Source organism: Streptococcus ruminicola (genome assembly GCF_011387195.1).
GTDB classification, from domain to species: Bacteria; Bacillota; Bacilli; order Lactobacillales; family Streptococcaceae; genus Streptococcus; species Streptococcus ruminicola.
In genome coordinates this window covers 195118-221267 of record NZ_CP046919.1, presented here as the reverse complement: position 1 = coordinate 221267, position 26150 = coordinate 195118, and the positions used below count along the sequence as shown (strand labels likewise).

General features: G+C 40.2%; 30 protein-coding genes. All 30 read left to right on the top strand.

The annotated features are described in order from the left end of the window. Nucleotides 1–262: 262 nt before the first annotated feature. The 30 genes from GPZ88_RS01195 (at nucleotide 263) to GPZ88_RS01050 (ending at nucleotide 26115) form a co-directional block, all read left to right on the top strand. Complete coding sequence (locus tag GPZ88_RS01195) at nucleotides 263–517, top strand: hypothetical protein (protein ID WP_166043062.1); 255 nt, start codon at nucleotides 263–265, stop codon at nucleotides 515–517. Beyond that, nucleotides 501–935: a hypothetical protein gene (locus GPZ88_RS01190; RefSeq protein ID WP_166043061.1), complete on the top strand. Its 435-nt coding sequence runs from the start codon at nucleotides 501–503 to the stop codon at nucleotides 933–935. Before GPZ88_RS01195 ends, GPZ88_RS01190 begins: the two co-directional genes overlap by 17 nt. A gap of 29 nt (nucleotides 936–964) precedes the next feature. Further along, complete coding sequence (locus GPZ88_RS01185) at nucleotides 965–1513, top strand: DUF1642 domain-containing protein (RefSeq protein ID WP_166043059.1); 549 nt, start codon at nucleotides 965–967, stop codon at nucleotides 1511–1513. Beyond that, a complete protein-coding gene (locus tag GPZ88_RS01180; RefSeq protein WP_166043057.1) occupies nucleotides 1510–1671 on the top strand; it encodes a hypothetical protein in 162 nt (53 codons plus the stop codon). Before GPZ88_RS01185 ends, GPZ88_RS01180 begins: the two co-directional genes overlap by 4 nt. 31 nt (nucleotides 1672–1702) lie before the next feature. Continuing rightward, on the top strand, nucleotides 1703–2068 hold the full coding sequence (locus GPZ88_RS01175) for a beta-sandwich lipoprotein (RefSeq protein WP_240915100.1): 366 nt from the start codon (nucleotides 1703–1705) through the stop codon (nucleotides 2066–2068). 336 nt (nucleotides 2069–2404) lie between these two features. Beyond that, on the top strand, nucleotides 2405–2809 hold the full coding sequence (locus GPZ88_RS01170; protein WP_166043054.1) for a DUF1492 domain-containing protein: 405 nt from the start codon (nucleotides 2405–2407) through the stop codon (nucleotides 2807–2809). Between the two features lie 260 nt (nucleotides 2810–3069). After that, nucleotides 3070–3582, top strand: coding sequence for an HNH endonuclease (locus tag GPZ88_RS01165; protein WP_240915099.1), 513 nt, complete (start codon nucleotides 3070–3072; stop codon nucleotides 3580–3582). Nucleotides 3583–3763: 181 nt separating this feature from the next. Then, complete coding sequence (locus GPZ88_RS01160) at nucleotides 3764–4222, top strand: phage terminase small subunit P27 family (protein WP_166043050.1); 459 nt, start codon at nucleotides 3764–3766, stop codon at nucleotides 4220–4222. Between the two features lie 16 nt (nucleotides 4223–4238). Next, nucleotides 4239–6116: a terminase large subunit gene (locus tag GPZ88_RS01155; RefSeq protein WP_166044330.1), complete on the top strand. Its 1878-nt coding sequence runs from the start codon at nucleotides 4239–4241 to the stop codon at nucleotides 6114–6116. A 13-nt stretch (nucleotides 6117–6129) separates the two neighbouring features. Further along, on the top strand, nucleotides 6130–6315 hold the full coding sequence (locus GPZ88_RS01150; protein ID WP_166043048.1) for a DUF1056 family protein: 186 nt from the start codon (nucleotides 6130–6132) through the stop codon (nucleotides 6313–6315). Beyond that, nucleotides 6315–6473 (top strand): hypothetical protein, encoded by a 159-nt coding sequence (locus tag GPZ88_RS01145; protein WP_166043047.1) that lies wholly within the window; start codon nucleotides 6315–6317, stop codon nucleotides 6471–6473. The genes GPZ88_RS01150 and GPZ88_RS01145 overlap by 1 nt, the downstream gene beginning before the upstream one ends. Nucleotides 6474–6503: 30 nt before the next feature. After that, nucleotides 6504–7676 (top strand): phage portal protein, encoded by a 1173-nt coding sequence (locus GPZ88_RS01140; protein ID WP_166043045.1) that lies wholly within the window; start codon nucleotides 6504–6506, stop codon nucleotides 7674–7676. Beyond that, nucleotides 7663–8349 (top strand): head maturation protease, ClpP-related, encoded by a 687-nt coding sequence (locus GPZ88_RS01135; protein WP_094140996.1) that lies wholly within the window; start codon nucleotides 7663–7665, stop codon nucleotides 8347–8349. The genes GPZ88_RS01140 and GPZ88_RS01135 overlap by 14 nt, the downstream gene beginning before the upstream one ends. Nucleotides 8350–8363: 14 nt before the next feature. Further along, the gene (locus tag GPZ88_RS01130) at nucleotides 8364–9602 is read left to right on the top strand and encodes a phage major capsid protein (protein ID WP_166043043.1); all 1239 of its coding nucleotides are present in this window, start codon (nucleotides 8364–8366) and stop codon (nucleotides 9600–9602) included. Between the two features lie 11 nt (nucleotides 9603–9613). Continuing rightward, nucleotides 9614–9931 (top strand): head-tail connector protein, encoded by a 318-nt coding sequence (locus tag GPZ88_RS01125; protein WP_166043041.1) that lies wholly within the window; start codon nucleotides 9614–9616, stop codon nucleotides 9929–9931. After that, nucleotides 9924–10277 (top strand): phage head closure protein, encoded by a 354-nt coding sequence (locus GPZ88_RS01120; protein ID WP_166043039.1) that lies wholly within the window; start codon nucleotides 9924–9926, stop codon nucleotides 10275–10277. Before GPZ88_RS01125 ends, GPZ88_RS01120 begins: the two co-directional genes overlap by 8 nt. Further along, entirely contained in the window at nucleotides 10277–10699 is a 423-nt protein-coding gene (locus GPZ88_RS01115) for an HK97 gp10 family phage protein (RefSeq protein WP_094141000.1), read from the top strand. Before GPZ88_RS01120 ends, GPZ88_RS01115 begins: the two co-directional genes overlap by 1 nt. Next, the gene (locus tag GPZ88_RS01110) at nucleotides 10699–11073 is read left to right on the top strand and encodes a DUF806 family protein (protein ID WP_166043037.1); all 375 of its coding nucleotides are present in this window, start codon (nucleotides 10699–10701) and stop codon (nucleotides 11071–11073) included. The genes GPZ88_RS01115 and GPZ88_RS01110 overlap by 1 nt, the downstream gene beginning before the upstream one ends. A 16-nt stretch (nucleotides 11074–11089) precedes the next feature. Next, a complete protein-coding gene (locus GPZ88_RS01105; protein ID WP_094141002.1) occupies nucleotides 11090–11704 on the top strand; it encodes a phage tail protein in 615 nt (204 codons plus the stop codon). A gap of 61 nt (nucleotides 11705–11765) precedes the next feature. Beyond that, nucleotides 11766–12128, top strand: coding sequence for a phage tail tube assembly chaperone (locus GPZ88_RS01100; protein WP_166043035.1), 363 nt, complete (start codon nucleotides 11766–11768; stop codon nucleotides 12126–12128). Nucleotides 12129–12336: 208 nt separating this feature from the next. Further along, nucleotides 12337–16920 (top strand): tape measure protein, encoded by a 4584-nt coding sequence (locus tag GPZ88_RS01095; RefSeq protein WP_166043033.1) that lies wholly within the window; start codon nucleotides 12337–12339, stop codon nucleotides 16918–16920. Next, entirely contained in the window at nucleotides 16917–18482 is a 1566-nt protein-coding gene (locus GPZ88_RS01090) for a distal tail protein Dit (protein ID WP_240915098.1), read from the top strand. Before GPZ88_RS01095 ends, GPZ88_RS01090 begins: the two co-directional genes overlap by 4 nt. Continuing rightward, on the top strand, nucleotides 18483–20234 hold the full coding sequence (locus GPZ88_RS01085) for a phage tail protein (RefSeq protein ID WP_166043031.1): 1752 nt from the start codon (nucleotides 18483–18485) through the stop codon (nucleotides 20232–20234). 26 nt (nucleotides 20235–20260) lie between these two features. Further along, the gene (locus GPZ88_RS01080) at nucleotides 20261–21385 is read left to right on the top strand and encodes a hypothetical protein (RefSeq protein WP_166043029.1); all 1125 of its coding nucleotides are present in this window, start codon (nucleotides 20261–20263) and stop codon (nucleotides 21383–21385) included. 17 nt (nucleotides 21386–21402) lie between these two features. Continuing rightward, nucleotides 21403–21621, top strand: a complete 219-nt coding sequence (locus tag GPZ88_RS01075; RefSeq protein WP_166043027.1) for a hypothetical protein — start codon at nucleotides 21403–21405, stop codon at nucleotides 21619–21621. Next, nucleotides 21560–23110: a hypothetical protein gene (locus GPZ88_RS01070; RefSeq protein WP_166043025.1), complete on the top strand. Its 1551-nt coding sequence runs from the start codon at nucleotides 21560–21562 to the stop codon at nucleotides 23108–23110. The genes GPZ88_RS01075 and GPZ88_RS01070 overlap by 62 nt, the downstream gene beginning before the upstream one ends. Nucleotides 23111–23122: 12 nt before the next feature. After that, nucleotides 23123–25213 carry a DUF859 family phage minor structural protein gene (locus tag GPZ88_RS01065; RefSeq protein WP_166043023.1) on the top strand — a complete coding sequence of 697 codons (2091 nt, stop codon included), beginning with the start codon at nucleotides 23123–23125 and terminating at the stop codon, nucleotides 25211–25213. 12 nt (nucleotides 25214–25225) lie between these two features. After that, the gene (locus GPZ88_RS01060; protein WP_166043021.1) at nucleotides 25226–25597 is read left to right on the top strand and encodes a DUF1366 domain-containing protein; all 372 of its coding nucleotides are present in this window, start codon (nucleotides 25226–25228) and stop codon (nucleotides 25595–25597) included. A gap of 25 nt (nucleotides 25598–25622) precedes the next feature. Next, entirely contained in the window at nucleotides 25623–25769 is a 147-nt protein-coding gene (locus GPZ88_RS01055; RefSeq protein WP_166043019.1) for a hypothetical protein, read from the top strand. A gap of 13 nt (nucleotides 25770–25782) precedes the next feature. Beyond that, nucleotides 25783–26115, top strand: a complete 333-nt coding sequence (locus GPZ88_RS01050; RefSeq protein ID WP_166043017.1) for a hypothetical protein — start codon at nucleotides 25783–25785, stop codon at nucleotides 26113–26115. Nucleotides 26116–26150 lie beyond the last annotated feature (35 nt).

Below are 26150 nucleotides of genomic sequence, written 5' to 3'. Positions count from 1 at the left end.
TTGGACGAAAAGTAACCGATGGCAACCGATAGTAACCGATAAAATTAAAGAACGGTTACCGCCTTAAACCCTTGATATTAATGAGTTTCTTATATATAAGGTAACCGATAACCTATATTTTATTAAAAAGTATTATAAAAATAGTAAATATATAAAGAAACGTTGATATAAAGGGATTCTTAAAAAAATAGGTGTAATAAATATATAAAAAAGTGTTTTTTATCGGTTACTCGGTTACCTTTACTATTTTTGAGGTAAAAATATGAGCAAAGGATCAAATAATTTAGCAGCAAAACATTGTGTGATTTGGTACGAACATCACGAGGAAACACCGCTTGATGTGTTGGCTAGTTTTGTTGATTGGACGAAAAGAAAACATTTAAGAAGTTACATTGAAATTGGCAAAATGTTGCATGTGACACCGAATGAAGCTAATCGTTTGTTGTGTCTTGCGACTTTGCCAGACGATGTGACAGTTAAACGCATGAAGGAGCTGATGTATGGCAAACAACGTTAAAGGTATTTACAAATTTTTGGACACGAAAACGGATGAAACGTTTGAAGGTACGTTTAATGAGTACGCTGAACATTTAGGTGTGGCATTGCCGACCGTTAAAGGTTATCTTCGAACAAGACGTGTGACGAAGGAACGAGTGGGTGAAATTAAAATCAAACCAAAGCCAATTATCAGACAGTATTTCAATTCAACGACTAAACAATCATTTGAAGGGACTAAGCAAGAAGCACTCAAATTTTTTGGATTGAAAGAATGGAAGTTTCTTAAAATGCAAAAAGAGGGCGAGATACTTAGCAAGCGAGTGGTTGATGAAAATGACTTTGAAAAAATAAAAAAGAAATCTGAGAAAAGCGAACGTGAAAAAATCAGACGCAAGCTATATAGAAAAGAATGCCTTTTAAAAGCTCTCTGTTGTTAGAAATTTGGAATGTAAGGAGATAAAACAAAATGAACAAACAAGAAACAGTCAAAGGTATAGAAGATGAAAAAATTCTTGGTTTTACTACTTATGAAGATGAAAGATATAATGAGGGACTAATTACTGCTCTAAGTTATGTTGAAGCAATTGATGAACCAGAAAAGCCAGTTTTGACTAAAGAAGAAGCTAAGTGGATAAAAAAATTAAAAGCACGTTACATAAGCAGAGAGAACCAATTGTATATCATTACACGTCAAGGTTGGGGAAATGACTTTTGCTTTAGTGACTATGGTGAACAGGTTAAACTACCATATGAATATGGTGAAGGGAAAGAAGACACTAGAAGTGTAAAACGCCGCTTAGTAGATGCTATTATTTACGGTTATGAAGTCGAGAAAGAGAAGCTGTATAGAGCGAGACACAAGCTGACAGGTGAGTACTTATCTCAAAATTATACTAAAACTGGTTACTATCATGGCTTAGACCACTTTCATATACTTAAACTTTCAAAAAAAGATTGGGAAGAGTTAGGTGTGTTGGATAATAAAATGTATGAAATTGAAGAGGTGGAAGAATGATTGGAATGGTATTATATTTTGAATTTGTAATTTTTATACTTCAAATAGCAATACTTATTGCAATAGTACGTATACAGACTGACAATATTTCAGGTTCACTTGAGCTAATTCAAGATAAATTAGATGAAATTTTAGAGGTAGAAATAGATGAAGAATAAAAAAATAGCAGTTTTAGTAGGAGCAGCACTAATGGCAGTTGGATTAACTACGTTGTCAGGTTGCTCTACAGAATCTGATAAAGTTTCTTACAACATTAGTAAGGAAGCGGATAATTTTAATGTTCGCAGACGTGTGGCGGTTATCAACACCCGTACAGACAAGATTGAATTTAAGGTCGAAGGTCTTATCTCGGTTAACACGTCAAACAGCAAGAAATTGGTCGTTATTGCTGAAGTATCAAAAGGAAAATACAGGAAGCATTTAATTAATATGACCAAAAATAACATGTATGTTGTTGAGGACTTGACGGATGGGACTAACGTCAATAAATACAAGTACGAAGTTGAGTACATGCCTGAAAGCATTCTTCCTGTAACGATTACAGATAACGAGTGAGGTGGAAGGATGATACCTTGTTACAAAATGTGCTGGGAACATACTAAAATTTCGCGAGTAGCTGAGATTCAGCAAAAGCAGTAGTCACAATGGCTGTAAGACGGTTCGAGTCCGTCTGTGACTATACACCAAAAAATAAAAATAGAAAAGAGGAATCCTGATAATATATTTTCTTTAAAATCTAAAGCAGCTATCGCTAGCTGTTATTCTGCAAGGCGCCTTTGATGAGGTCTCGCAGTTCGTGCGCCTGACTGCAAAGAAAAAAGCCTGCTTACGCAAGCTCCTCTTGGATATGAAAACGTTAATATTATTATATCACATTCAAGGGGTGGCAAGATGAAAACATACGAGCGATTGCGTAGAATCAAATCACTTGACAAGTATATTGAAAGTCAAACTAATCAATTAGAAAAACTAAAATCCCAAGCTCTTAAAATCAATGCTAGTCGGCCGCAAGTTGACCGTGTGCAAGGCGGAACGAATAGAAAGAGAGATGACTTGTATATCGAATTGATGACTACCCAAGAAGAAATCGAAGAGTATACAGCTAAAGCAATAAGAGAGAAACGAGAATTTAGGAAACAGATCGCAGAGATTGAAGATAGCAATGCTAGAACTCTCTTGCAAATGGTTTATATTGAGCAGTTGCCTATTGATGATATTTGTGAGCATTATGATGGAATCACACGCAAAACATATTATGTTTGGTTACGCAAGGCAGAGAAGCTTTTAGAGGATTGATTATATCAGTCCTCTTTTTTATTATGGGGTGTTTTGAAAACACGTCATCCTCACACCACCCTAAAAAAGAGGATAGGGTGACAAAAGGTTACAAAAGGTAACAAAATGTTACTGTATGTTATAAAGTGTAATTAAATGTGAGTGATTGTGAGTGCAAGTTACTATCAAAGTGCTATTATAGTAGTATCGAATGATAAGGATAAGGCAGTAGCAATAGCTATTGTCTTTTGTTGTGTAAGAAAGGGGTGATAAGGTTGCCGATGGTACGGAGGTGTAAATATGCAGGCTGTCATACATTAGTAGAAAGGCCAGCATATTATTGTGATAAGCACAAGCAATATGAAGCTGAATATGCTAAACAGCGTGAGACCTACAGTCGAACGTATTACAATAAGCGAGTTCGCAACAGAGATGAAGCGAATAGAGAACGTAATAAGTTTTATCATTCGCCAACTTGGACATCACTTCGCAAGCAAGCTCTAGAACGTGATAAGTATATGTGTCAATACTGTTTAGCTTTAGGTGTTAAACGACCTAATGCCAAGGTTGGCGACCACATCACGCCAGCTGAAATAGCTCCAGAAATACGCACAGAATTGTCAAACATAGCAACAGCTTGCAGAGATTGCGATAATGTCAAACGTAAGCTAGAGCAAGAAATTTATGGGACAGGACAAGGAAACACGCATAGAAACACGAAATTAAGGCTTTCAGTGAGCCAATGGGCTAAAATGATTGCCCGTAAAAAACAAGAGACCCGAGAAGGCACTTAAAAAGCCCTGTATCGAGTTTTAACAATCGGGAATATAATTATATTCAAACACATTTTAAATTGACCCCCGCCCCCTATTTTGAGGCAAGGAGAGCCACCACAAGGTGTTCGCTTACACCGAGCACCAATTTTTCAGATTTTTAAGGGGTGTCATGAAAGGCTTTGGAAAGGAGAAACAATGAGTGGTTAAGAATCCGTACTATCAGCAAAATAAAGGACGTTTACCCAGCGACCCACCAAACTATTTAGGGACGGTAGCGAGAGAGATTTGGCGCAAAATCGTTCCGTTTTTAGAAAGCACTCAAAAAGTAGAACGCATTGATACGTTTCTAGTTGAAACTTATTGTACGAACTATGAAATTTACAAAATAGCATACGAGGACATTAAACAAAATGGTATTCAACAAGAAATTAGAAAACCTGTTCAAGCCCAAGGCTCGGGCGAAATTCTCGGTGAACAATCACTTGGCTTTAAAAAGAACCCAGCAGTTGCTACTATGAAGGATGCTGTTGACACCTTAAACAAAATAGGCGTACAGCTTGGTTTGACACCAAAAGGACGTCAAGAATTACTTGAAATTGCAGGTGAGCAGTCAGATGAAGGCTCAATCAAAGATAAAATGAAAGAATTTTTTAAATAGAAAGAGGTGAGGGAACATAGTTGAGATTGATTTAACGAAAACAAAAGATGTAATCGGTGCTTATCAAAGTATCGATTTTTCTTTTATTCGCAGAAAATATACAGACGCAGGAACACAATATTGTTTTGATGTGTTGGACGGAAAGATAGTAGCTGGTTACAATATTAAATTAGCTTGTTTCCGTCATCTTCGAGACCTTCAAAGACAAGGTCAAGAGGATTTTCCTTACACGTATTCAGTAGACGCATTTAACCGTTTTTTGAAGTTCTTGTCATTAGTGCCAAATGTTGACGACCTGAGCAAGAAGCTAGAGCCGATGGACTGGCAGTTATTTATCTTCAGTCAAATCTTCGCATGGTTTGATTTAGATGGTTTGCCACGCTACGTCAACATCATCTTATCGATGGCTCGTGCGCAAGGTAAGACCATGATAGCTGGTATCAGTCTTAATTATTCGTTCTTAATTGAAACAATCGGACTTAGTAACCAAGACTTTTTGGTTAGTTCGTTAAACTTCGAACAAACGATGAAACTCTACACATATGTTAAAAGCATGATGTCAAGAATCATCGAGAATGAACCGTTCAAATCGTTAGCAGTCGAAACTGGTTTGCAATTGTATACACGAGAAATTAAAGCAACGGTTGATAGCAACAGCATTCAAACCATTTCTTTTGAATCTGGTAAATTTGACTCAAAACACTTTAAATTGGCAGTAGCCGATGAGGTCGGAGAGCTTAAAACGGATGAAGGTATTTCAAAGATCACATCTGGTCAGGTCAACACGGAAGGCTCTCGCTTTATTGAAATTTCAACGTCTTACCAAACACCAGATGTTCCGTTTCATCAAGAACAGAAAAAGCTTATTGAAATCATGGAACGTGATTTTGATAGGTCTGGAGATGACCAGCTTTGCTTGATTTGGTCGCAAGACAATCTGGAAGAAACGTTTCAACCAGAAACGTGGGCTAAAAGCAATCCGTTGTTGAATCACCCAGAATTAAAAGACAACCTTATGAAAGGCTTGCTTTCTGAACGTGATAAGAAAATGTTGATGGGCAAGCTTGCTGATTTCCAAGTTAAAAACATGAATTGTTGGTTACTTGCTGACAGCAATAGCTTTCTTGATTTAAAAGACATCGAAAATGCGGTTATTCCCGAGTTTGATATACGAGGTAAACGCGTTTATGTAGGTCTTGATGCGTCAATGTTTAGCGATAATACGGCAATCGGCTTTGTTTATCCGTATTTGGGTGAAGACGGCAGTCAGAAGTGGCACGTTGAGCAGCATAGTTTCATCCCGTGGCAACAGGCAGGTTCACTCGAGGCTAAAATGGAGCAGGACGGCGTCAATTATCGTGAACTTGAGCGAAAAGGCTACTGCACTATAACGAGCCATCCGCAAGGGCTTATTAATCCAGAGGAAGTTTACCGCTGGTTTATTGATTATGTTGAAGACAACGCATTAGACGTTGTCTTTTTTGGTTATGACGCGATGGGCGTGTCTAAGATTATTAAAGCGCTAGAGGCTAACACAAGTTTTCCTTTAATGCCAATCAGACAGCGCACAAGCGAGCTAAAAGACCCGACTAAGTTCTTACAGACGCTATTTATCGAAGGCAACATCACACGTATTGATGATGAAATCATGCGTAAAGCCTTGATAAATGCGGTTATCAAAGAGGATAACATTGGTATTCAAGTAGATAAGATGAAATCTACATACAAGATTGACGTGGTCGACGCACTTATTGACGGCTTTTATGACGGAATGTACGCGTTTGAAGATTATGCAATCACAAACAATCCTACGTGGAAAGTAGAACACATGTCGCAAGAAGCGGTTTTGAATTGGTTAAAAAACCCTGAAAGCGGCATGTTAGATGATTATTAGAGGTACAAAACAAATGATTTTAAAGCTTTTTAAAGCGATTTGGGCTGCTTTTGACGTGATTATGTTCGTTCTAGCAGCGATTTCAGCTAATTTAACGACTTATTACCAACAGCACGTCGCTTTTGGTATTAGTATGACAATCACATTCTTTTTAGCTGGTTTAATCAGCGAATTAATTTCTGGAAAAGGAGAAAAATGATGGTATCAGCAATTTTAAATGCAGCAATGGGAATGATGGGCATTTTTGCTTTCTTGCTATTCTTGCTTTTGGCATGTGCGGCATTGCTACCAATTTTAGGTATTGTTTATTGTGCAATCACAGAATTATGGTCTTTGATTAAAGAATTCTTCGACTAAAACCAGCGTTTAGAAAGGGGGTGAAACTATTTGCCAATTTTTAAATTCATAAATCAAGCAACGGAAAGTCCACCAGCCACTAAAAGTGGTGGCATTTTTAGCACGGAAGATTACGACTTTCTAAAAGCTAATCTAACAGGTAATGAATGGGTGTCAGCGACTAGCGCTTTGCGTAATTCAGATTTATTTGCAGTCATCAATCAATTATCAAGCGATTTAGCAACGGTTAAGTTAACGGCTGCTAAGAAGCAAATGCAAGGTATTATTGACAACCCAACAACTAGCGCTAACAGTTATGGTTTTTATCAATCAATCTTCGCGCAATTGCTTTTAGGCGGTGAAGCGTTCGCATATCGCTGGCGAAATGCAAACGCTAAGGACGTGAAGTGGGAATATCTTCGACCTTCGCAAGTGACATTCAGTAGTTTAGATTATGAAAACGGTCTTTACTACAATATTTCATTCGACGACCCAACAATTGGAACTAAAATGTACGTTCCGCAAAAAGATGTTTTGCATTTCCGTTTACTTTCCGTCGATGGCGGTAAGACGAGCGTCAGCCCTCTCATGGCTCTAACCCGTGAAATGAACATTCAGAGAGCAAGTAGTAATTTAACTATTAACTCTTTGAACAATGCGCTTAACGCCAATGGTATTTTGAAAATCAAGAACGGTGGTTTACTGGATTTTAAAACCAAACAAGCACGTTCACGTCAAGCCGTGAAGCAAATGCAAGGTGGACCATTGGTGCTAGATGATTTGGAAGATTTTACGCCATTAGAAATCAAATCGAATATTGCACAATTGCTCAGTCAGACTGACTGGACTAGCAAGCAGTTTGCTAAAGTTTATGGAATTCCAGACAACTATGTTGGTGGACAAGGTGACCAACAATCATCACTTGAAATGACATCGAGCGCTTATGCTAAGGCTGTAGCTCGCTATATGCGACCATTCCTAAGCGAACTTAAAAATAAGCTTTCAAGCGATATTGACGCTGATTTCTTCCCAGCTGTTGACCCAATGGGGGCAATCTACATCAAGCGCGTAACAGAGCTTATTGCTAGCGGTGCCATTACACAAAATCAAGGCTTGTACATGTTGCAACAAGCGGAAGTTATACCACAAAACTTACCAGAACCGAATCAACAAAAAACTGCAGACGAAGCATTGAAAGGAGGTGAGGAGAATGGGAAAAATTGATATCAAAGGCGACATCGTAGATAACGAATATGGCGCTTTTTTTGATTTTTGGGGAATCGATAGTGTTTACCCTAAAAAAATTCAACAAGCTCTAGAAGCTGATACTGACGAAGAGGTCACTTTGAATGTGGCTTCGAATGGTGGCAATGTATTTGCCGCAAGCGAAATTTACACGATGTTAAAAGCAAGCGGAAAACGTGTTGTCGTTAACATTCAAGGGTTAGCAGCGTCCGCAGCGTCTATCATCTCGATGGCAGGTGACACTGTTCGTATTAGTCCGACAGCTCAAATCATGATTCACAAAGCCTCAAACGAAGTACACGGCAACGCGGACAGCATGCGTAAGAGCGCCGATATTTTAGATGGCATTGATACGTCGATTATTAATGCTTACATCTTAAAAACTGGCATGAAAGAATCTGATTTACTTCATCTTATGTCTAACGAAACATGGATGAACGCTCAAACAGCAGTGGATAAAGGTTTTGCTGATGAAATTATGTTCGTTGATGAAAACAAACCACTTATCACTAATTCTTTGCATTCGTTGCCAAGCCGTGAAGCACTTAACAAATTCTTTAACATGCAATTTAAAGAACAAACTGAAAAACAACCAAGCCAGCCTGTTAACTCTGTACGAGAGCGCAAACTGGCTATTTTACTAGGTCAATAAGAAAGGAAAATTTAATGGATATTAACACACTTAACAATCTTTGGATTGAAGCAGGTCATCAAGTAGAGGACCTTAACGAAAAAATGAATGTTGCGTTGCAGGATAACAACTTTTCAGAAGAAGAGTTCAAAAACCTTAAGGAAGAACGTGACACAGCTAAAGTGCGCCGCGATGAATTGAAAAATCAATTGGAAGAAGCACGAGCAAACGCACGAGTTCAAGACGTTTTGAAAATGGATGATAAAGACGTGAAATTGACACCAAAAGAAAAAGTAGTTAAAGACGCTTTCGTCCAAAACTTTAAAGCGCTGGTAACTGGTCATTTCAGCAACTCTTCTTCACCAGCAACAACTGGTCTAATGTCGTCAAGCCGTGAAGACGATACAGCAGGTAACGGTGGTTTGACTATTCCAAAAGACGTCCGCACAGCGATTATTCAATTGACACGTCAATATGATAATTTACAAGAATTAGTAACAGTCGAAGCCACAGAAGTTCCAGAAGGTTCGCGTAATATTGAAACGTTCAGCACTATTACACCACTTCAAAAAGTGGATGATGAAGATACAGACATCCAAGACTTCGAAAGTCCAAAAGCTAAACTTATCAAATATGCAATTAGCGAATTTGCGGGCGTCATCACAGTTACTAACTCTTTGCTTAAAGATAGTGCTGAAAACATTTTGGCATGGCTTGAAGATTACGTGGCTAAAAAAGTGGTCGTTACTCGTAACGCAGCAGTAATCGACATTTTAGGTAAAGCCCCTAAAAAAGCCACTCTTACAACTTGGGACGACATCAAAGACTTGTACTATGATATTGACCCAGCGCTTCGTTCAAACGGTATTTGGGTAACTAATACAGCTGGTATCAAAGCACTTGCCAAAGTCAAAAACAACGACGGTGACCCTGTACTTCAACACGACCCTACACAAGAAGACGTCTACCTAATCGAAGGTAAACGAATTCGTGAAGTAGCTGACCGCTGGTTACCAGACACAGCTAAAGACACACACCCACTTTACTTTGGTGATTACAAAGCCTATGCGACATTGTTTGACCGTGAACACATGGAACTTGCTTATTCTGATTCAGCAGGTAACGCATTCTATCGTAATCAACGTAAATTGCGTGTGATTGACCGCTTCGATATTCAAGTTGTGGATGAAGAAGCAATCGCTGTTGGTTCATTTTCTAAAATCGCTGACTTAGTGCCAACTGCTAAACAAGCTAGCGCAACTACAGAAGGTTAAGGAGGTAAGCAATGAGCGTCACTAAAGAACAAATTATGCTGACTTTAAACCTAGATGAGACTGATGATGTCAGCCTTATCCCAGCATATATCAAAACAGCCGAAATCTATATCAAAAACGCTGTCGGTGACGCTGACGGCTTTTTTGAAACAGAAAACGTCAAAGATTTATACGATACAGCGGTAATAGCGCTAGCAAGTGCATATTACACGTATCGTGTGGCTTTGGCAGATACTATGGCTTATCCTATTGATTTAACTTTGAACAGCATTATAGGGCAGTTACGTGGCTTATACGCTGTCTATTGTGAGGAGACATTAAATGGCTAAGAAATATCCACCAACTGACTTTAGACGTACAGCTGAATTCGGAACGTATGAATCAACGCCAAACCCTTACACAGGCGTGAGCGTTCCTAAATTTGTGGAAAAGCTTAAATTACACTACAAGCCAAATACACGTACGTTAAACCAAGAATATTTAGCTGTACAAGCTGGTTTTAGTGAAACTAGGATAATTATCATAAGACATAATGCGAAGGTCACAGAAGGCATGCAAGCCCGTTTAGATGGGGAGCTTTACGACATTATCAAATCAAGTCCAGATGATAATTTTGGATTTTCAAATTATGATTTCTTGACACTCAAGAAGTCTAAAAAGGTAGGTAGTAAATAATGGCGGGATTAGACGAAGCTTTGGAATCATGGCTTAAAACAGTTCAAAATATAGGAGAGTTGACGCTTGCGGAACAATCGAAAATAACAGAGGCAGGGGCAGAAGCTTTCAAGGACGAGCTGGCAAAAGCAACGAAAGCTAAACACTATTCTGACCATAAGGACCCCACATACGGACACATGGCTGATAGCTTAACGGTTCAAACCTCTGGCGTTGACGGCAAGAAGAACGGTAAGTCAACTGTAGGTTGGGAAAACCGTTATCACGCACAGAATGCTAGACGTTTAAATGATGGAACGAAGATGTATCAAGCGGACCACTTTGTGACGAACGTTCAGAACAGTAGCGAAGTAAGAGAAAAAGTGCTACTAGCCGAAAGAGAAAAATACGAAGAAATCATGAGAAAGAAAGGAGCTAAATAATGTTAGCAACACTTGAATTAAAAGGATTGCTGGACGACAAAGAATTTAGTGAAATAAGTGAAGTTTATGTAAACAACTTGCCGAAAGAAATTCAAGAAAATACTGATAAGACCATAGTGTTGCTAAGAGAATCTGGCACTTTTCTTGAAATGTTTGGAAACGGTAGCTTTTTCGGTAAAACGAATCAAATCGAAGTCCAGATTTTCTATAAGCTAGACATTGATTTTGATTTAGATGAATTTGAAACAGAACTGATGAAGTTCCTTGCTTCAAAGCATTACACGGTTACAACTGTTAGAGAGCACACACTAGACCCCGACACATTGCAGATGACGGCGGTCTTTTATGTTGCTCATAAAAAGATTTTAAATTAAAGGAGAAACAAAAAATATGGCAATTGTCGGTTTAAAAATGGTTAAACTAGCATTGGTTGACCCAACAACACAGTTACTACTCAAAGGTGAAGAAGGACTTTCGGAAACAGGTATTATGGAAGTCGATGAAAGTATGCTAGGTACTAAAACAGCAAACATCACAAACATTGAAGGTTCACTTACTAAATATCCCGGAAACAACGCAGTTCAAGATGTTTCTGTTGGACCGGGTTCACCTCAAGTTGCTTTTGATTTTAATAATCTACCATTTGAAAAAAAACAATTAATGCTAGGTTTTAAAGCAGATGGCAAAGGTGGTTTTGTGAAAATGGCTAAGAAGCCACACGTTGCAGTTTTGATTGAATCTGAAACACTTGATCGCGCTAATTCGGTGTATTTTGGCTTTGGTAATGGCGTAATGCAAGAACCATCTCAAAACGTGGGCACTGATACAGATACAGCTGAAACACGTCAAAGCGACAATATGACTTACAGCGCACTGGCTACTAAAGCGTTTGGTAATGAACCATATAAACCTTATTATTCTGGAGCTAAAGGCTTCGACGAAGCTAACATGCTTAAAGAAGTATTTGGTGGATACGTACAAGCCACTACCCAAACGGGTGAATAATTTTTAAAGGTTGCATTTAAAATGCGACCTTTTTGTTTTTTAGTTAAGGAGAAAGAAGACAATGGAAATTAAAACAATCACTATCCCAGAATTGAGCAAGAAAGCCTTTAAAGTGCTTACAAGCAATCGAAACATGAAGCGAGTTGCGGAATATCAATTGTCAGTTTTAAAGATTAGTGAATCAATCGAAGAAAAAGGTGCTCTTGAACAGGCAGAAGCACAAATTAAAACAGTAGACGCGATGTTGAGTTTCATCCGTGCCATTCTCGACCTTGATGACGAGAATTATGATAGATTGATGGATCTTGATTATAATGAGACTCAAAAAATTTCCGAAAAACTTGTCGGTTACATGTATGGCTTGTCTGACGAAGATTTAGAAGAAGCAGCAAGTGCGGGTGCAAGCGACCCAAAAGAAGCATAGGCGAACAAATCTTTGAGCTAGAAAACAGAATTGAAGATTTTAAACTTATCGCTAAACAAGCTTTAATTAACTTTGGCTGGACCATTGAAGAATATAACAACGCTGATTATTACGACTTCATGGAAATCTTAAGCGCCAAAGAAAAAGAAGATAGGGTTGTTGACCCATTGTCTCTTCTTTAATTTTTGCGGAAAGGAGGAAAGACAGAATGGCAAAAGTACAAGCTACCATGTCAACGGAAATTGCTTTGGATACTTTGCAAGCTGCTAACTCAATCAAACGAATTACACAGCTTGTTAACAGCTCTACAAGTGCTTGGAAAGCCCAAGAAAGCCAGCTACGCGCAACCGGCGATTATTTAGGCGCGGCTCAAGCTAAGTATGATGGACTCGGAAATTCTATTCAACAACAAAAATCTAAGATTGAACAGTTGAAGAAAGAACAGTCTGAACTGAAAGGAAATACATCAGAAACCGCTGAACAATATCTTAAATACCAACAACAAATCGACCAAGCAACATCCAAGTTATCATCTATGGAAGCGCAACAACAGAAAGCGAAGCAAAGTCTCGATTATCATAAATCTGGTTTAGCGGACTTGCAAAAAGAATACAGACAACAAAACGAGTTGTCAGAAACTCATATCAAGCGCCTACAAGCAGAGGGAAAAGAAGATGAAGCCAATCAAGAAAAGCTGAAACTTTTAAAAAGTTCAGTAGCTAATCTAAACAAGCAATATGAAGCACAAGAAAACATGCTGAAAAAAGTTGCTGAAAAATCTGGTAAAACTAGTGATGAGTACAAACTTCAAAAGAAACGTTTGGATGAAACTGCTATCAGCATTGCAAAATCAAAGAATGAGATAAAAGAGTTTAATTCAGCTTCTGATAAGATTAAGCCAAGTATTTGGTCTAAATTGTGGGAAAAAATTTCAAAAACAAATCAAGAATTAGACCAGACACACAAAGTTACGTCGCGTTTGAAGGATTTTATTTCCGGGGATTTGATTGCAAGTGGTATTCAAAATATAGCCAATTCAGCGTGGAATTGGGCAAAGGGTGGCTATGCGGCGGCAGAAGCGGCGGTACAAGCTGGTGAGAAATGGAAAGCTTTAGGCTTTGATGACGCAGGCATACAGCGTGTTAACACCTTGACGAAAGAAATTAAATACAATAGTTCTCTTGCTGGTGCTAGCATTACAGCAATGATTCAGAAGTTCTATGGCATGACTGGGTCATTAGATACTACCGAACGGCTTACGAAAGGTATCGCAGCCTTATCCGACCAATTGAAGTTAAGTTCAGAGCAATCAGACGGCTTTGTGGCGACTTTGAGTAAGATTGAAGCTACTGGGAAACTCGCTTCTGGAACGTTAAATAAATTGGAAAAGGCGGCGCCTGGTGTATCTGTTGCGTTGGCTAACGCAATGGGAATGACACAAGAACAGTTTAATAAAGCTGTTGCAGACGGCAAAGTGACATCTGACAAGCTCAACGAGGTTTTGGGTAATATGTCAGATAACTTTGAAGCTTACGGTCAAGCCTATCAAAAGACCGCCGAAGGTTCTAGGAAGAATTTAACGCAAATTTTTGATGATACACGCAAATCTTTGATGAAACCGCTAGTGCAAGTGTCATCAACAGGGCTTAGTGAATTAGCCGAATTGTTACAAAGTGACAATATTCAAGGATTGGTAACTAAAGCTGGTGAACAGATTGGTAATCTTGCAAATAAAACAGTTGATTTTTTAAAATATATCACCGACCACAAAGAAGATATAGGAAGTATTATTGACAACCTTATCACTATCGGAAAAATCTTTGGTATGGCTGTTTGGGATACCGCCAAAAGCGTAATAACAGCAATTTCCGACAGAATTAACGACATGAGCGGTAATCTTAAAAAAACAAAAGACCCGTTGAAGTCATTGTCAAGCTCTTTAGAAACCATTGCTAATCACAAAGAAGCTATCGAAAAAGCAGGAACAATTTTCTTTTGGTATTTTGCTTCAACTCGTGCAGCTAAAGGAGTTCTAGGAGTTGTTAAAAATATCAGAATGGTCATTACAACGCTTAAAGGGCTTGCAACCGTCGCAATGATGAATCCTTTTGCGACTTTAGCCGTTGCCATTGTCGGAATAACAGTTGCTTTTGTCGAATTGTACAAACACAACAAGAAATTCCGTGATTTCTGTGACGGAATCGCTAAATCTGTTAAAGACGGTATAGGCAGTGCTATTAAATGGGTGAAAGATAAGTTTGACAGCATGTCTAAAGGTTGGAAGAACTTCAAGAAGTCAATTTCAGACGGAACAGACAAGATTGTTTCAAGTGTTAAAAGTGGCGCTAAGAAAGTTGGCGATTTTTTCAAAAGCGTCGGTAAAACCATTAAAAACGTCGTTACCACTATCGGTAAAATCCTAATCTTTACGAACCCTGTAGTCCTTGGCTTTGCCTTAATGTACAAAGAAAGCGCCAAATTTCGCAAATTTGTTAAAGGCATTGTTAATATCGCCGGCGATTTGAAGAAAGGCCTTGCTAAAAAAACGGACGAAATCAAAAAAGGCTGGGACAAGCATTGGACGAACTTCAAAAATTCAGCTTCGAAAACTTGGAATAAAATCAACAAAGATACTGAAGATAAAATGGCTAAACAAGCCAAAGAAATCAAAGATAAGCACGATGAAATCCATAATCGATGGTCTAAAACGTGGACAAAATCAAAAGATTTCTTGTCTGATCGTTGGGATGACATGAATGCCGATGCCAAAAAGAAATTTGGCAAGGATTTGAAAGGCTTACTCTTTGATAATCTGGATAAAATTGGAAACAAATTCCAAGAAATCTGGAACGGTATCAAAGATGGCTTCTCTAAAATGTGGGACGGCTTGAAACAATTGGCTGGCGACGGTATTAATGCAGTTATCAAATTGCCGAATGATGGTATTGACGGTATTAATAGCTTGATTCACGATTTTGGTGGTCCTAAAGAATCTATTAAGAAAATTCCTAAAGTTAAATTTGCCAATGGTACTGGTTTCTTCAATGGTTACCGAAACGCAATCACAAGACCAACATTAGCTACACTTAACGATGGAAACGATAGTCCAGAAACCAACAACCAAGAGATGGTTATTTTGCCAAATGGTAAGGCAGTCTTGCCACAAGGCAGAAATGCTCAAATGTTGTTGCCAGCAGGTTCAGAGGTGCTAAATGCTAGCGAATTGGCTATGCTTGCAGGTTTAAATAACCGCCAAGCGTTCGCTAAAGGTACAGGTTTCTGGTCTAAAATCTGGAACACAGCCACAAGCGTGGCAGGTTCGGCATGGAACGGCTTAAAAGATGGCATTGATAAGTTTACTAAAATGCTAAGCTTTATCACCGACGCCGTTTCTCACCCAGCCGAAACACTCGCTAAGAAGTTTAGTCCGAATTCAAATAATTTGGACGGCGTGTTTAAAAATTTAGGTAATGCGCTGTACAAGAAACCAATCGAGAATGCTAAGAGCTGGTGGAAAGAGCTTTGGAGCATGGCAAATGAAAAAGCTTCACCAGAAATTCAATCGGGAATGATTGGCGACGACTACCAATTTAAGAATAGAGGCGCTGATAGTGGTGCCGACCCTTGGGGCTATTTCTTCAAAGAGTGTGTGTCATTCGTTGCTTCACGTTTGAGCAATCAAGGCGTTAACGCTAGTCTATTCAGCCACCTTGGCAATGGTAATCAGTGGCTTAATGCGCCTGTTCCACACAGTAGCACACCACGACCAGGCATGGTTGCGGTTTATGCGAAGAATGGTCAAAACCACGTCTCAACTGTTTCTGGCGTTTCTGGAAATACGTTCAGCGGTGAGGAATACAACTACGCAGGTAGTCACGCTTATCATCCATTTTCTGGGCGTCCGATTTCAATGGTTGATACCTTTCTTGATTTTGGTGTACACGTTGCAGACAAAGCGAAGGAAGAAAATTCGCCACTTCGAAAACTTATCAAGAGTCAAGTTGGTGGCATGTTTGATTGGATTGCTAAAATGCTAGCGCCATTAAACATGGAAAGCAGTTTGGATAATCCACAAGGCGGTTCAGTCGAACGTTGGCGTGAATACGTCGTAAAAGCACTGAAAGCTAATGGCTTACCAGCGACAGCACACCAAGTCAATAGCTGGATGCGCTTGATTCAACGCGAGTCAAACGGTGACCCTCACGCCATCAATTTGTGGGATAGCAACGCAAGAGCGGGACATCCGTCTAAAGGTCTTGCGCAAACTATTGATAGTACGTTTAACGCGTACAAGTTTGCAGGTCACAATGACATTTATAACGGATACGATAATTTGCTTGCTGCAATCAACTACATGAAGCATCGCTACGGAACGTCTGACGCAGCTTTTACACGAGTTGCAAGCTATGGCTATGCAAACGGTGGGCTAGTGTCACAAAACGGTGTATACGAGCTCGCAGAGGGCAATATGCCTGAGTATGTCATACCGACAGACATTGCTAAACGTGGTAGGGCTTGGCAATTGCTAAGCGAAGCAGTGGCTAGATTTGCTGGTGAAGCGCCAGCAGAGCGCCAAACAGGCACAAGCGAATCATCTCTTGCTAAACTAGAGGCTAAGTTTGATACAGTTATCAGCTTGCTTACTCAACTTGTGGCGAACGGTGCTAATCCTGTTGAAATTCGAAACATCATTGATGGTCAAAGTATTTCGAACGGTCTAGCGCCTTATATGCACACAGCTACTAATAATTACGAGCGCAGACAAGCGCTTTTAGGAGGTGAAATCATTTGACAGGTATTTCTATCAAGTATAACGACGTAGACTGGCTAGAGGCTTTAAATGAGTTAGATGGTCAAGCCGTTACGGTTGACGTTAACCGCAATGTTGCAGCTAACTTTAACAATACCTATCTCGACCAAGGCAATCACCGCTATGGTCAACAATTTTTATACAACACGCTTTCAGTCAAGCAGATTTCAATCTCTCTCAAGCTGACTGGAAGCAACGCATATTTCAACGAAGTCGCCAATAAAATTGGTGGCTTTTTGAATGTGTTTGAACCTAAACGTCTGATTTTTGGAGATGAACCAGACAAAATCTGGGAAGCTATTCCAAGTGGTCAACCGACATTAACAACCGATAACAGCACGTCACCACCGACGGCTACACTATCAATCACGTTTGATATTCCAAAATCGTATGCTGAAAGCCAAACACAGTGCTTAGTTGACAATACGAACAATAGTCGCTACGGTTCGATTACAAAAATTAGTAATGATCACTATAAAGTTAAATTAAACAATTTTGGCTCAGCTACTGCTTATCCAAAATTTAGGATTAAGCACAATTCGGAAAACGGTTGGGTCAGTATTATCAAAAGTGCTACGGAAGCCTATGAAATCGGCAATCCAGAAGAAGCAGATGGTAAGAATATCAAGAAATCTGAAATCTTGTTCGATTACGTTTCAAACAATCGAATTACACAAGGTTTTGAAGACGGTCAGAGAAATGTGGCTATCTTGAACGATACAAGCCAAGATATCAACGGGACATTGTTTCTTGACGGCGCTTGGGGACGTCCTCACATCGCTTTGGCTGATAGAGGAACTGGAACCAAAGGCAACAGAGGCGGTTCGATTACTTGGGAAATTCCAGCAGATAGCAATGGTGAGAAAGGCTCGCTAAACGAGTATTTTTGGTGGCGTCAAATCTTTTGGCTTGGCTCAGCTAACCAATACGGTTTCATGAAAATTTGTGTTTCAGACACAGAAGGTAAATTCTTGTACGGAGTCGAAACATTCAAACGTGCAGGCGGTCTCGGTTGCGAATACAATTTTATGGTTTCGGATGGCAAAGGTGGGTACCGCATGCCGTTGCGTTGGACGTTCACAGGGACGCATTTGGATAGTCAAAATCCATTTAATGCAGAGCGAGGCTGGTCAGACTTGCAACGCAGAGACGATGAAATCCAAGTGTTTTGGTGGGGGTCTTATCCACGAGTAAAAGTGCCAGAAATTAAAGGACGTAAATCTGCTAAGATTCACGTCTTTTTTGGTGATATGGGCACAAGTCCACAAGTCACACATATGTATTTAGATAGCATTGTTTATCGTAAAGATTACATTGACGGGTGGGAAGACATTCCAAATCGTTACCGCATGGGTTCGGTGTTAGAGGTAGACATGGCAAAAGGCAAAACCTATCTTGACAATCTACCAACAATGGACGGCTTGGCTTATTTGGCTGAGCCGTTTGGTATTGAAACAGGTGAGACCGAAATCGATATTTACTTTTCGAGCTGGATTGAAAAAGAACCAGATATTGAGGTGACGTGGTACGAAAGGAGTGTTTAGATGCAAATTTGGATTCACGATAATCAAATGCGCAAAATCATTGCTTTAAACAATGATATTCCAGACATGCTCCACTATACGAACAGTACATGGCATCCGTATCTTGAACAAGCCACAAGTACGTTTGATTTTGCGATTCCGAAGTTTTCAAACGGCAAACTACATGAGGACATCAAACTTATCAATGACGAATGCTTTGTGTCGTTTTACGCCAACGGTTCTCATCAAGTGTTTTACATCGCCACGCTGCAAGAAGATGACTTTAATATTCAGCTTACGTGCAACAACACTAACCTCGAATATGCACTTGAATACGCTAATCCATTTAGCGCTGGTGGTGCTCAAACGATTGAATGGTATTTAAATCACATGGATTTGCTATCATTCGCAGCGGTTGAGCTTGGTTACAACGAAATATCGGACCGCAAGCGTACATTGACTTTTGATTCGCAAGAAACCAAAATGGCGCGTTTACAGTCGCTGATGTCGAATTTTGACGCTGAATTTGAATTTAAAACAGAACTCAATCGTGACGGTACGTATAAGCGTATCGTCATCAATGTTTATCAAAAGGCGGATGAAACGCATCACGGCATTGGCAAGATTCGAAACGACGTCATTCTTTATTACGACAACGATCTAAAAGGTGTGCAAGTCAACAGCGATAAAACACAGATGTTTAATGCAGGTGTGTTCACTGGTAAAGATGGTTTGAGCTTAAATGATGTCGAAATTTCCGAAAAAAACGCAGATGGCATCGAAGAATTTTACAGTCGCAAAGGAAACCCTTGCTTATATGCTCCGCTCGCTATGAATCGCTACCGAGCTACTATGCGAGCGGAAGGACAAGACAACTGGATACGTAAAGATTTTAGCACTGAGTACGAAAACATAAATGACTTGAAGGCCTATGCGTTGCGTACGCTGAAACAATATGCTTATCCGTTGATAACTTACACAGCTAGTGTTCAATCGAAGTTTATCGGCAATTATAGCGATTTGGCTTTGGGAGATACAGTCAAAATCATTGATAACAACTTTGCGGGTGGTTTGGCGCTTGAAGCTCGTGTATCGGAAATGATTATCAGTTTTGATAACCCAAATAACAACTCAATCGTATTTACGAACTATCGAAAAATTGACAATAAACCGACATCGGCTTTGCAATCACGCATTGATAGAGCGGTTGAAGACAGGTTACCTTACACGATCGAGCTAACGACCACTGGCGGAGTCACTTTTAAAAATAACGAAGGCGAAAGTTTGGTTCAACCACGGCTTTATAATGGTGGTAAGCCTTTTACTACTGACGTCTCATGGCGTTGGGCGCTTGATGGCGTGGTCACAGTCGGAATGCAGTATCTTGTCAAAGCCAAAGACATAGACGACACAGCTGTTTTAACCGTGTCTGGCTATGTCGGGAATACGGAAGTGGCAACGACGGAAATCACGTTGGCAAACCTTGTCGAGCAGATTGAGTTGAAAGTCATGACGTCAAACGGAAATACGTTCAAGAACGGCGTCATAGCAAGCACGCTGACAGCTACTTTGTGGCGTGGAAATAAGGAAATCGATAAAGATGGAACAGAGTTTAGTTACATCTGGACCAAAACGAATGACGACGAAACACCAGACGAGCACTGGAACGCCGACCATTCATATTCACAGAAATCAATAAGAATTACGCAGGAAGACGTCTTTAGACGAGCCACATTTTCTTGCGAAATTGAGTACATAGGAAAACAAGTTTAAGGAAAAAGAAAAAAGGAGAATTAATCATGGGAATTATTGCAGCAGGTCAAATCACAGTCGTAGACCTATCAGACGCGCCTGTTTTGAATGCGTTTATCACAGCTAACAAGCCAACAACGCAGGTCTATAGTCAAACGTCAGGCGGTTATAATCCGTCATACGCTTCTAGCGCTCAAACATTGACACTTAACCTTACTAAGGCAGGGTCAACGGCTACAATCCTTAACAACACTGGTAAGGTACGCTGGTATGTGGTTGACGGTGCGACTAAAACGGAAATCACGTCAACTACTAACACGGATAACCAATATTTGTCAGGAAGTCATAATGAGAATTTGACGACTAAGGTCAATGTTGACGCTAACAAAGGGTCACGACGCTATGAAGCTAGCGGTACATGGAAAGACCCAGTAACAGGCTTAGACGTGCAGTTCCAAGCGCAAATTGACTTGTTCGTTACATCTGTTGGTAAAGAGACTCAAATCCTAAACGTGTATGCAGGAAACGGAAGTACTTTCCGTAATAACTTACCAGCAAGTCTTACAGTCAATGCAGACCTTTATCGTGGTAATGTGTTAACTAACGATAACAAACAATTCAAATTCTTCTATCAAGATACTACTGTTACTAGCGATAAAGCTCCTGGTTATGATGCTGATGGTGGTATTGGTTGGCACTTATGTTCTAGCACAACAGCGGGTCAAACGCCTAACGTGGCACCAGGCACTAACACAACAGGGCAAGGCGTGCTTACAGTCACACCAGCAGTTGTCATTAATGCACAAACATTTAAGGTCGTATGTATTAATAAAACGGGTGGTCTTAACAACCAAAAAACAACAGGTCTATGTACAATCGTTGATATGTCCGACCCAATCAGTCTACATCTTGAGTCTAGCGCTGGTTACATTTTCAAGAACGGTCAAGGGTCAACGGTCATGAAAGCACGTCTTTTCCGTAATGGTGAAGAATTGGACGCAGACGGCTCAGACAAGACTAAGACTTACAAATGGGCTAAATACGACAAGAACGGTGTCATGAGCACTAATTTTGGCGGTTCGGGCAACGCTTATAAAACTGGTAAATCTATCACAGTTTCAGCAAGCGAAGTCAGCGCTAAAGCCGATTTTAAATGCGAAGTTTGGGAATAATGGAAGGAGACTAAAACATGATTAAAGCGGACGTAACTATTGCCGAACAGCGTCAAATCGTTGACGTGCCTGTTGAGACTAAATCCGAAGCCATTCGAGTGCTTTGGAACACATACGGGCTAGCGATTGATATTAATCGCTGGGTCGGAGACGAAAAACAGGAAGAGGTAGAAGATGAGCAAGTTGATAGCAACGAGTCAGATGACTCTGGTGAATCTAGCGGAGAAGGCGATTGACCGAACCGAGGTAACGTTTTGGCACGGCTTATCCGCAACTAAGCACCCGCTGGGTGTTTATGATTGTGGTGGTCGTGACCATGCTTTTGCTAATGAGTTTGACGTTGTCAGCGGAAAAAAATATACAGTTAGGATTATTGCTCAAAAAACAAAAGGGACTATTAATCTTAAAGGCGGTATCTGGTACACAGAAAGAACGTCTGGTCATCAATTTGATGGTCTAGCAGCACTTACTCAGGCAGGAGAACTCAGTGAAGATGGACTAGGAATTTGGGAAAGAACTTTAACGGTCCCAAATGGAAAAACCAAGGGTAGAGTTTATGTTCAGCTTGAACAGTCATCGACTAGTGGATTTTCAACCGCTTATCGTGTATACGACGCTCAGGTTTTTGACGAAAATGGTCAACCACTTGTCACTGACCAAAATAATTTTGGTGCTTTAACAAGTCCTATGGCAGCCCCTGATGGCACGTACATCTGGAAGCGTACTATCACGTATTACACAGACGGTACAAATGATATTGTCTGGGAATATAGCGGTGTTGGTGCTAAAGGTGTTGAGGTTGGCGGTAGGAATCTTTATATTATCTCAAAGGCAAGTAAGGGTTTTATCTCTATGAATTCAGAAAGCCTCGGGGGTCAAAATAGCACAAACAAAGAATATACTTCGGATTTTATCCCTGTAACTGCTGGAGAGCAGTTTGTTTTTCAAGGTTGGGTGACTATTGCTGAAGGCGGTGGTTCTTGGAGAGCTTGGCAGTTTTATGGTGAAGATAAGAAAAAAATAGGCGATAGACCTACTAATGGTGGTCAAGCTACAGTTGGTTTACAGCATTACACACATAACATAACTGTTCCAAATAACACAAGTATTAAATATATACGTGTTTCAGCACGATTGTACGAAGATGGGAAGTTGAAGCTAGAACGTGGAAACGTTGCGACCGATTACAGCCTAGCACCCGAAGACGTCCAATCTGACATTGACTCAAAAGCAGACCAAGCGCTCACACAGCAACAGCTTAATGCGCTGGCAGAGAAAGAAGCTCTGGTACGTGCCGAAATGGAAGCTAAGGCAAGCATTGACCAACTTGACAAGTGGACAAGTTCATATCAAGCGTATGTGGAGTCAAATGACCAGGACAAAAAAGAAGCAGAGCAACAATTGATAGATAACACTAAGCGAATTGTTGCAATGTCTCAGGACTGGGAAGATAAAAAGGTTCATTGGAGCTTTCTTGATACTTACATGGATTACTCAGATGATGGCTTATCTATCGGTAAGCGAGGTAATTCAACTAGTTTGCGCATTGATAACGACCGTATAAGTTTTTACTCAGGTGGTAAAGAGGTAGCTTACTTTAGCCAAGGTACTTTACAAATTGATAATGGTGTATTTACTAAAACGTTGCAAATCGGACGTTATCGAGAAGAACAATACAGCGGTGACGCAACAATCAACGTCACGCATTATTTAGATTTTGCGTAGAAGGGAGAGAGAATGGCAACAGCTACATTTAGTGGCTCATACGGTCACAATATGACGCTTGAGTTGCGCGCTGAAAGGTCTGGCGAGCCGAATATCGCAGGCAATAGCAGTAACGTACATGTAACTGGTTACTTGCATACAAATGGCTATGCGTCAATGTGGGGTGTAACTAGTGACGTAACTATCACTATTAATGGTGGTGGTGCTATTGAGCACCCAGCTATCAATATCGGCACTAATTCAACACAGAAAATTTTTGACCATACGTACACCATTGGTCACAATAATGACGGTACTAAAACCGTTGGTATCAAACTATCTGTAGGGCTTAATACAGGCGGTTACGGGTCTGCTATGGTCGCTTTTGATTTTAGATTACCAGACATACCGCGAGCTAGTTCAGTCAGCGACATGACTGGTACGCTTGGCAGTGCAATGACTATCAACATTAATCGCAAGGTTAGCAGTTTTACTCACACCGTTAAATACAATTTTGGTGCTCTAAATGGCACAATTGCAACTGGTGTCGGGGCGTCTGTAAGCTGGACACCGCCGCTAAATTTAGCGACAGCCATGCCTAACAAAACAAGCGATTGGGGCAATATTACAGTAGACACTTACAATGGCTCTACTAAAATTGGCTCTGCTACATGCAGGCTTACTCTAAACGTCCCAGACAGTATTAAGCCGACTTTTACTGATGTGACGTTAGCAGAAGGAAATTCTGTTGTTGGTAACGTGTTTACACAAGAAAATACGTTTGTGGAAGTTTTATCACAACCGACAGTTACCTTTAACGGTGCAGATGGTGCTTATAATTCGACTGTAACAGGTTACAAAGCAGAAATAGTCGGTAAGAACATGACTGTAACTGACAATGGTGGTAGTTTTGGATTGCTTAAATTTAACGGTACGGCAACAGTTAGAGCAAGCGTACAAGATAGTCGTGGGCGTTGGTCAGATAGTAAAGAAGTAGAAATCGAAGTGATAGAATACTCAGCGCCATTGATTGGTTTTACACTGGTTCGTTCGGGTGCAGACAAGACAACACTCACAGTAATTCGTACAGTTCGCATATCGCCTTTAATGGTCGGAGGCGTACAGAAGAATAAGATGACGCTAAACTTCAAGACAAGACCATTGACAGGCACGGAATACACAGCTAACAATGGTTCAGCAAGTGGTGTTTGGACTACTCAAAGTGAGTTAGTCAACTCAAATGCAAATCTTTCTGGTACGTTTTCGGGCGCTCAATCATGGGAAGTAGTCGGAACGGTATCGGACTTATTTACAAGTGCCTCACATAGTGACAGCATCGGAACGGAAGTTGTCCACACCGCTAAAGCGCCGACAGCTTTTGGCTTTGGTAAAATTCCTGAACATACTAACGCAGTAGATAGCGATTGGCAGTATTACTTTAACAACAAGCCTATTCAGCACCATCAGCTAACAGCAAATAATGGCACAGCTATAAAATTGGCAGATGGTAGTGATTTAAATAATGCTACAGAACCTGGATTTTACAATGGGAACAATCTTTTACATGCTCCTACGGGTAGTGGCGCACATAGCTGGAGGTATATTCGTGTAACTAAACATACAAATAATAACGGCTTTGTTTTACAAGAGGCTATTGATTTTTACGGCGCCATTTCTGCCTTTCGTGTACAAGCAGGCGGACAATGGAACGATTGGAAGTATTACGCAATCCAAAACTCAGTAGCTGAATTTACGGCAGTCAATCAGACAAAAGTGTACAGCGCTACACTAGCTGGTCCGTATGGATTAGCATTACAAGCTAGACGTGTCGGAAATTTGGTGTCAGTCACATTATATTCAACAATTACGTCAACTGATTCTCGCTCTGGAACTGCAAGTGAAACCATACCAGTTGGTTGGCGCCCTTGTAAAACAGAAGTTATTGTTTCTGCTGGTTTTGCGGGTGGCGGTACTGGTACACAAATGTGGACTGGTGAAAGCTTCTGTAGACTTTTTTATAAAACGAATGGGCAAATCGATTTTACAATTCGAGCCACTGCAAAACCACTTGGTGTATATGCAAGCACTACTTGGATAACAACAGACCCATTTCCGAGCGAATAGGAAGGAGAAGATATGAAACTAAAATTTAGTTCGAAATCACAGGAATTTGAAACAGACGGCACGGTTAAAGGTACGAAAGTCACTTTGACCAACGATGACGGTGCGTTTTATCCCGTCATGCTACCAGCTGACAAAATCGAGCTCTCAAACGCAGAGCTTGAAAAATTAGCGCTAGAAGTCGTGTATCAGGAAAATTTCCCGAGACGTGCTGAGAACGAAAAATTTAACGAAATTGGCGAGAAAATCGCTAAGTATGATGAGATGATTGAGAAAATGCAAAAAGCCATTGATGATTCGGAAAAAATGACAAAGCTAGCAACAGGTATGCTAAATGACTTAATCAACGAGAAATACAAAGATGATGAAACTACTACAGAAAATTAAAAATGCAATTTTAGGAGGAAGAACAATGATGATTAACTACTTTGCAATGCAAATCGAATTAGGCTGGATTACTATTGAGACTGTTCCAAAACGTTTTCGTAAACAAGTGCAAGAGCTTGTAGACTTGTCTCATGCAGGCTTGCAAGACGAAGAAACCGCCGAACAGGCTTAGATAGCGTGGGTCTATGGTGGGTCAAGATGTAATACACGAAGCAATGCAAGCGACTTGGACTATTGACAAAGTTGGCGGAATCCTAGCAACGGCAATTATTGTTGTCATTTTGATTTTAATCAGCGGTATGCTATGGGTTACTAAGAAATTAGTCAATGGTTTCCAAGAAACGAATAAGGAACTGTTAGCGTCTAACAACCGTATAGCGACGGAGAACCAGCAACAAATGGCTAGATTGACCGAGGCAGTCAATAGTCTATCGCTGGAAACTCGTAAGGACATATCGGTCCTACAAGACAAGGTGGACGGTCTGGAAGATGTGGTCAGAAAAACGCAGATGTTTTAGACCACGCGCAGCAATGCGCAGTTATGCGCAGAAGG

What these genes read in the sequence shown, in the direction of transcription:
- GPZ88_RS01195 (WP_166043062.1), top strand. Translation starts at nt 263, where the DNA reads ATGAGCAAAGGATCAAATAATTTAGCAGCAAAACATTGTGTGATTTGG.
- GPZ88_RS01190 (WP_166043061.1), top strand. Translation starts at nt 501, where the DNA reads ATGGCAAACAACGTTAAAGGTATTTACAAATTTTTGGACACGAAAACG.
- GPZ88_RS01185 (WP_166043059.1), top strand. Translation starts at nt 965, where the DNA reads ATGAACAAACAAGAAACAGTCAAAGGTATAGAAGATGAAAAAATTCTT.
- GPZ88_RS01180 (WP_166043057.1), top strand. Translation starts at nt 1,510, where the DNA reads ATGATTGGAATGGTATTATATTTTGAATTTGTAATTTTTATACTTCAA.
- GPZ88_RS01175 (WP_240915100.1), top strand. Translation starts at nt 1,703, where the DNA reads ATGGCAGTTGGATTAACTACGTTGTCAGGTTGCTCTACAGAATCTGAT.
- GPZ88_RS01170 (WP_166043054.1), top strand. Translation starts at nt 2,405, where the DNA reads ATGAAAACATACGAGCGATTGCGTAGAATCAAATCACTTGACAAGTAT.
- GPZ88_RS01165 (WP_240915099.1), top strand. Translation starts at nt 3,070, where the DNA reads ATGGTACGGAGGTGTAAATATGCAGGCTGTCATACATTAGTAGAAAGG.
- GPZ88_RS01150 (WP_166043048.1), top strand. Translation starts at nt 6,130, where the DNA reads ATGATTTTAAAGCTTTTTAAAGCGATTTGGGCTGCTTTTGACGTGATT.
- GPZ88_RS01145 (WP_166043047.1), top strand. Translation starts at nt 6,315, where the DNA reads ATGGTATCAGCAATTTTAAATGCAGCAATGGGAATGATGGGCATTTTT.
- GPZ88_RS01135 (WP_094140996.1), top strand. Translation starts at nt 7,663, where the DNA reads ATGGGAAAAATTGATATCAAAGGCGACATCGTAGATAACGAATATGGC.
- GPZ88_RS01130 (WP_166043043.1), top strand. Translation starts at nt 8,364, where the DNA reads ATGGATATTAACACACTTAACAATCTTTGGATTGAAGCAGGTCATCAA.
- GPZ88_RS01125 (WP_166043041.1), top strand. Translation starts at nt 9,614, where the DNA reads ATGAGCGTCACTAAAGAACAAATTATGCTGACTTTAAACCTAGATGAG.
- GPZ88_RS01120 (WP_166043039.1), top strand. Translation starts at nt 9,924, where the DNA reads ATGGCTAAGAAATATCCACCAACTGACTTTAGACGTACAGCTGAATTC.
- GPZ88_RS01115 (WP_094141000.1), top strand. Translation starts at nt 10,277, where the DNA reads ATGGCGGGATTAGACGAAGCTTTGGAATCATGGCTTAAAACAGTTCAA.
- GPZ88_RS01110 (WP_166043037.1), top strand. Translation starts at nt 10,699, where the DNA reads ATGTTAGCAACACTTGAATTAAAAGGATTGCTGGACGACAAAGAATTT.
- GPZ88_RS01105 (WP_094141002.1), top strand. Translation starts at nt 11,090, where the DNA reads ATGGCAATTGTCGGTTTAAAAATGGTTAAACTAGCATTGGTTGACCCA.
- GPZ88_RS01100 (WP_166043035.1), top strand. Translation starts at nt 11,766, where the DNA reads ATGGAAATTAAAACAATCACTATCCCAGAATTGAGCAAGAAAGCCTTT.
- GPZ88_RS01095 (WP_166043033.1), top strand. Translation starts at nt 12,337, where the DNA reads ATGGCAAAAGTACAAGCTACCATGTCAACGGAAATTGCTTTGGATACT.
- GPZ88_RS01085 (WP_166043031.1), top strand. Translation starts at nt 18,483, where the DNA reads ATGCAAATTTGGATTCACGATAATCAAATGCGCAAAATCATTGCTTTA.
- GPZ88_RS01080 (WP_166043029.1), top strand. Translation starts at nt 20,261, where the DNA reads ATGGGAATTATTGCAGCAGGTCAAATCACAGTCGTAGACCTATCAGAC.
- GPZ88_RS01075 (WP_166043027.1), top strand. Translation starts at nt 21,403, where the DNA reads ATGATTAAAGCGGACGTAACTATTGCCGAACAGCGTCAAATCGTTGAC.
- GPZ88_RS01070 (WP_166043025.1), top strand. Translation starts at nt 21,560, where the DNA reads ATGAGCAAGTTGATAGCAACGAGTCAGATGACTCTGGTGAATCTAGCG.
- GPZ88_RS01065 (WP_166043023.1), top strand. Translation starts at nt 23,123, where the DNA reads ATGGCAACAGCTACATTTAGTGGCTCATACGGTCACAATATGACGCTT.
- GPZ88_RS01060 (WP_166043021.1), top strand. Translation starts at nt 25,226, where the DNA reads ATGAAACTAAAATTTAGTTCGAAATCACAGGAATTTGAAACAGACGGC.
- GPZ88_RS01055 (WP_166043019.1), top strand. Translation starts at nt 25,623, where the DNA reads ATGATGATTAACTACTTTGCAATGCAAATCGAATTAGGCTGGATTACT.
- GPZ88_RS01050 (WP_166043017.1), top strand. Translation starts at nt 25,783, where the DNA reads ATGGTGGGTCAAGATGTAATACACGAAGCAATGCAAGCGACTTGGACT.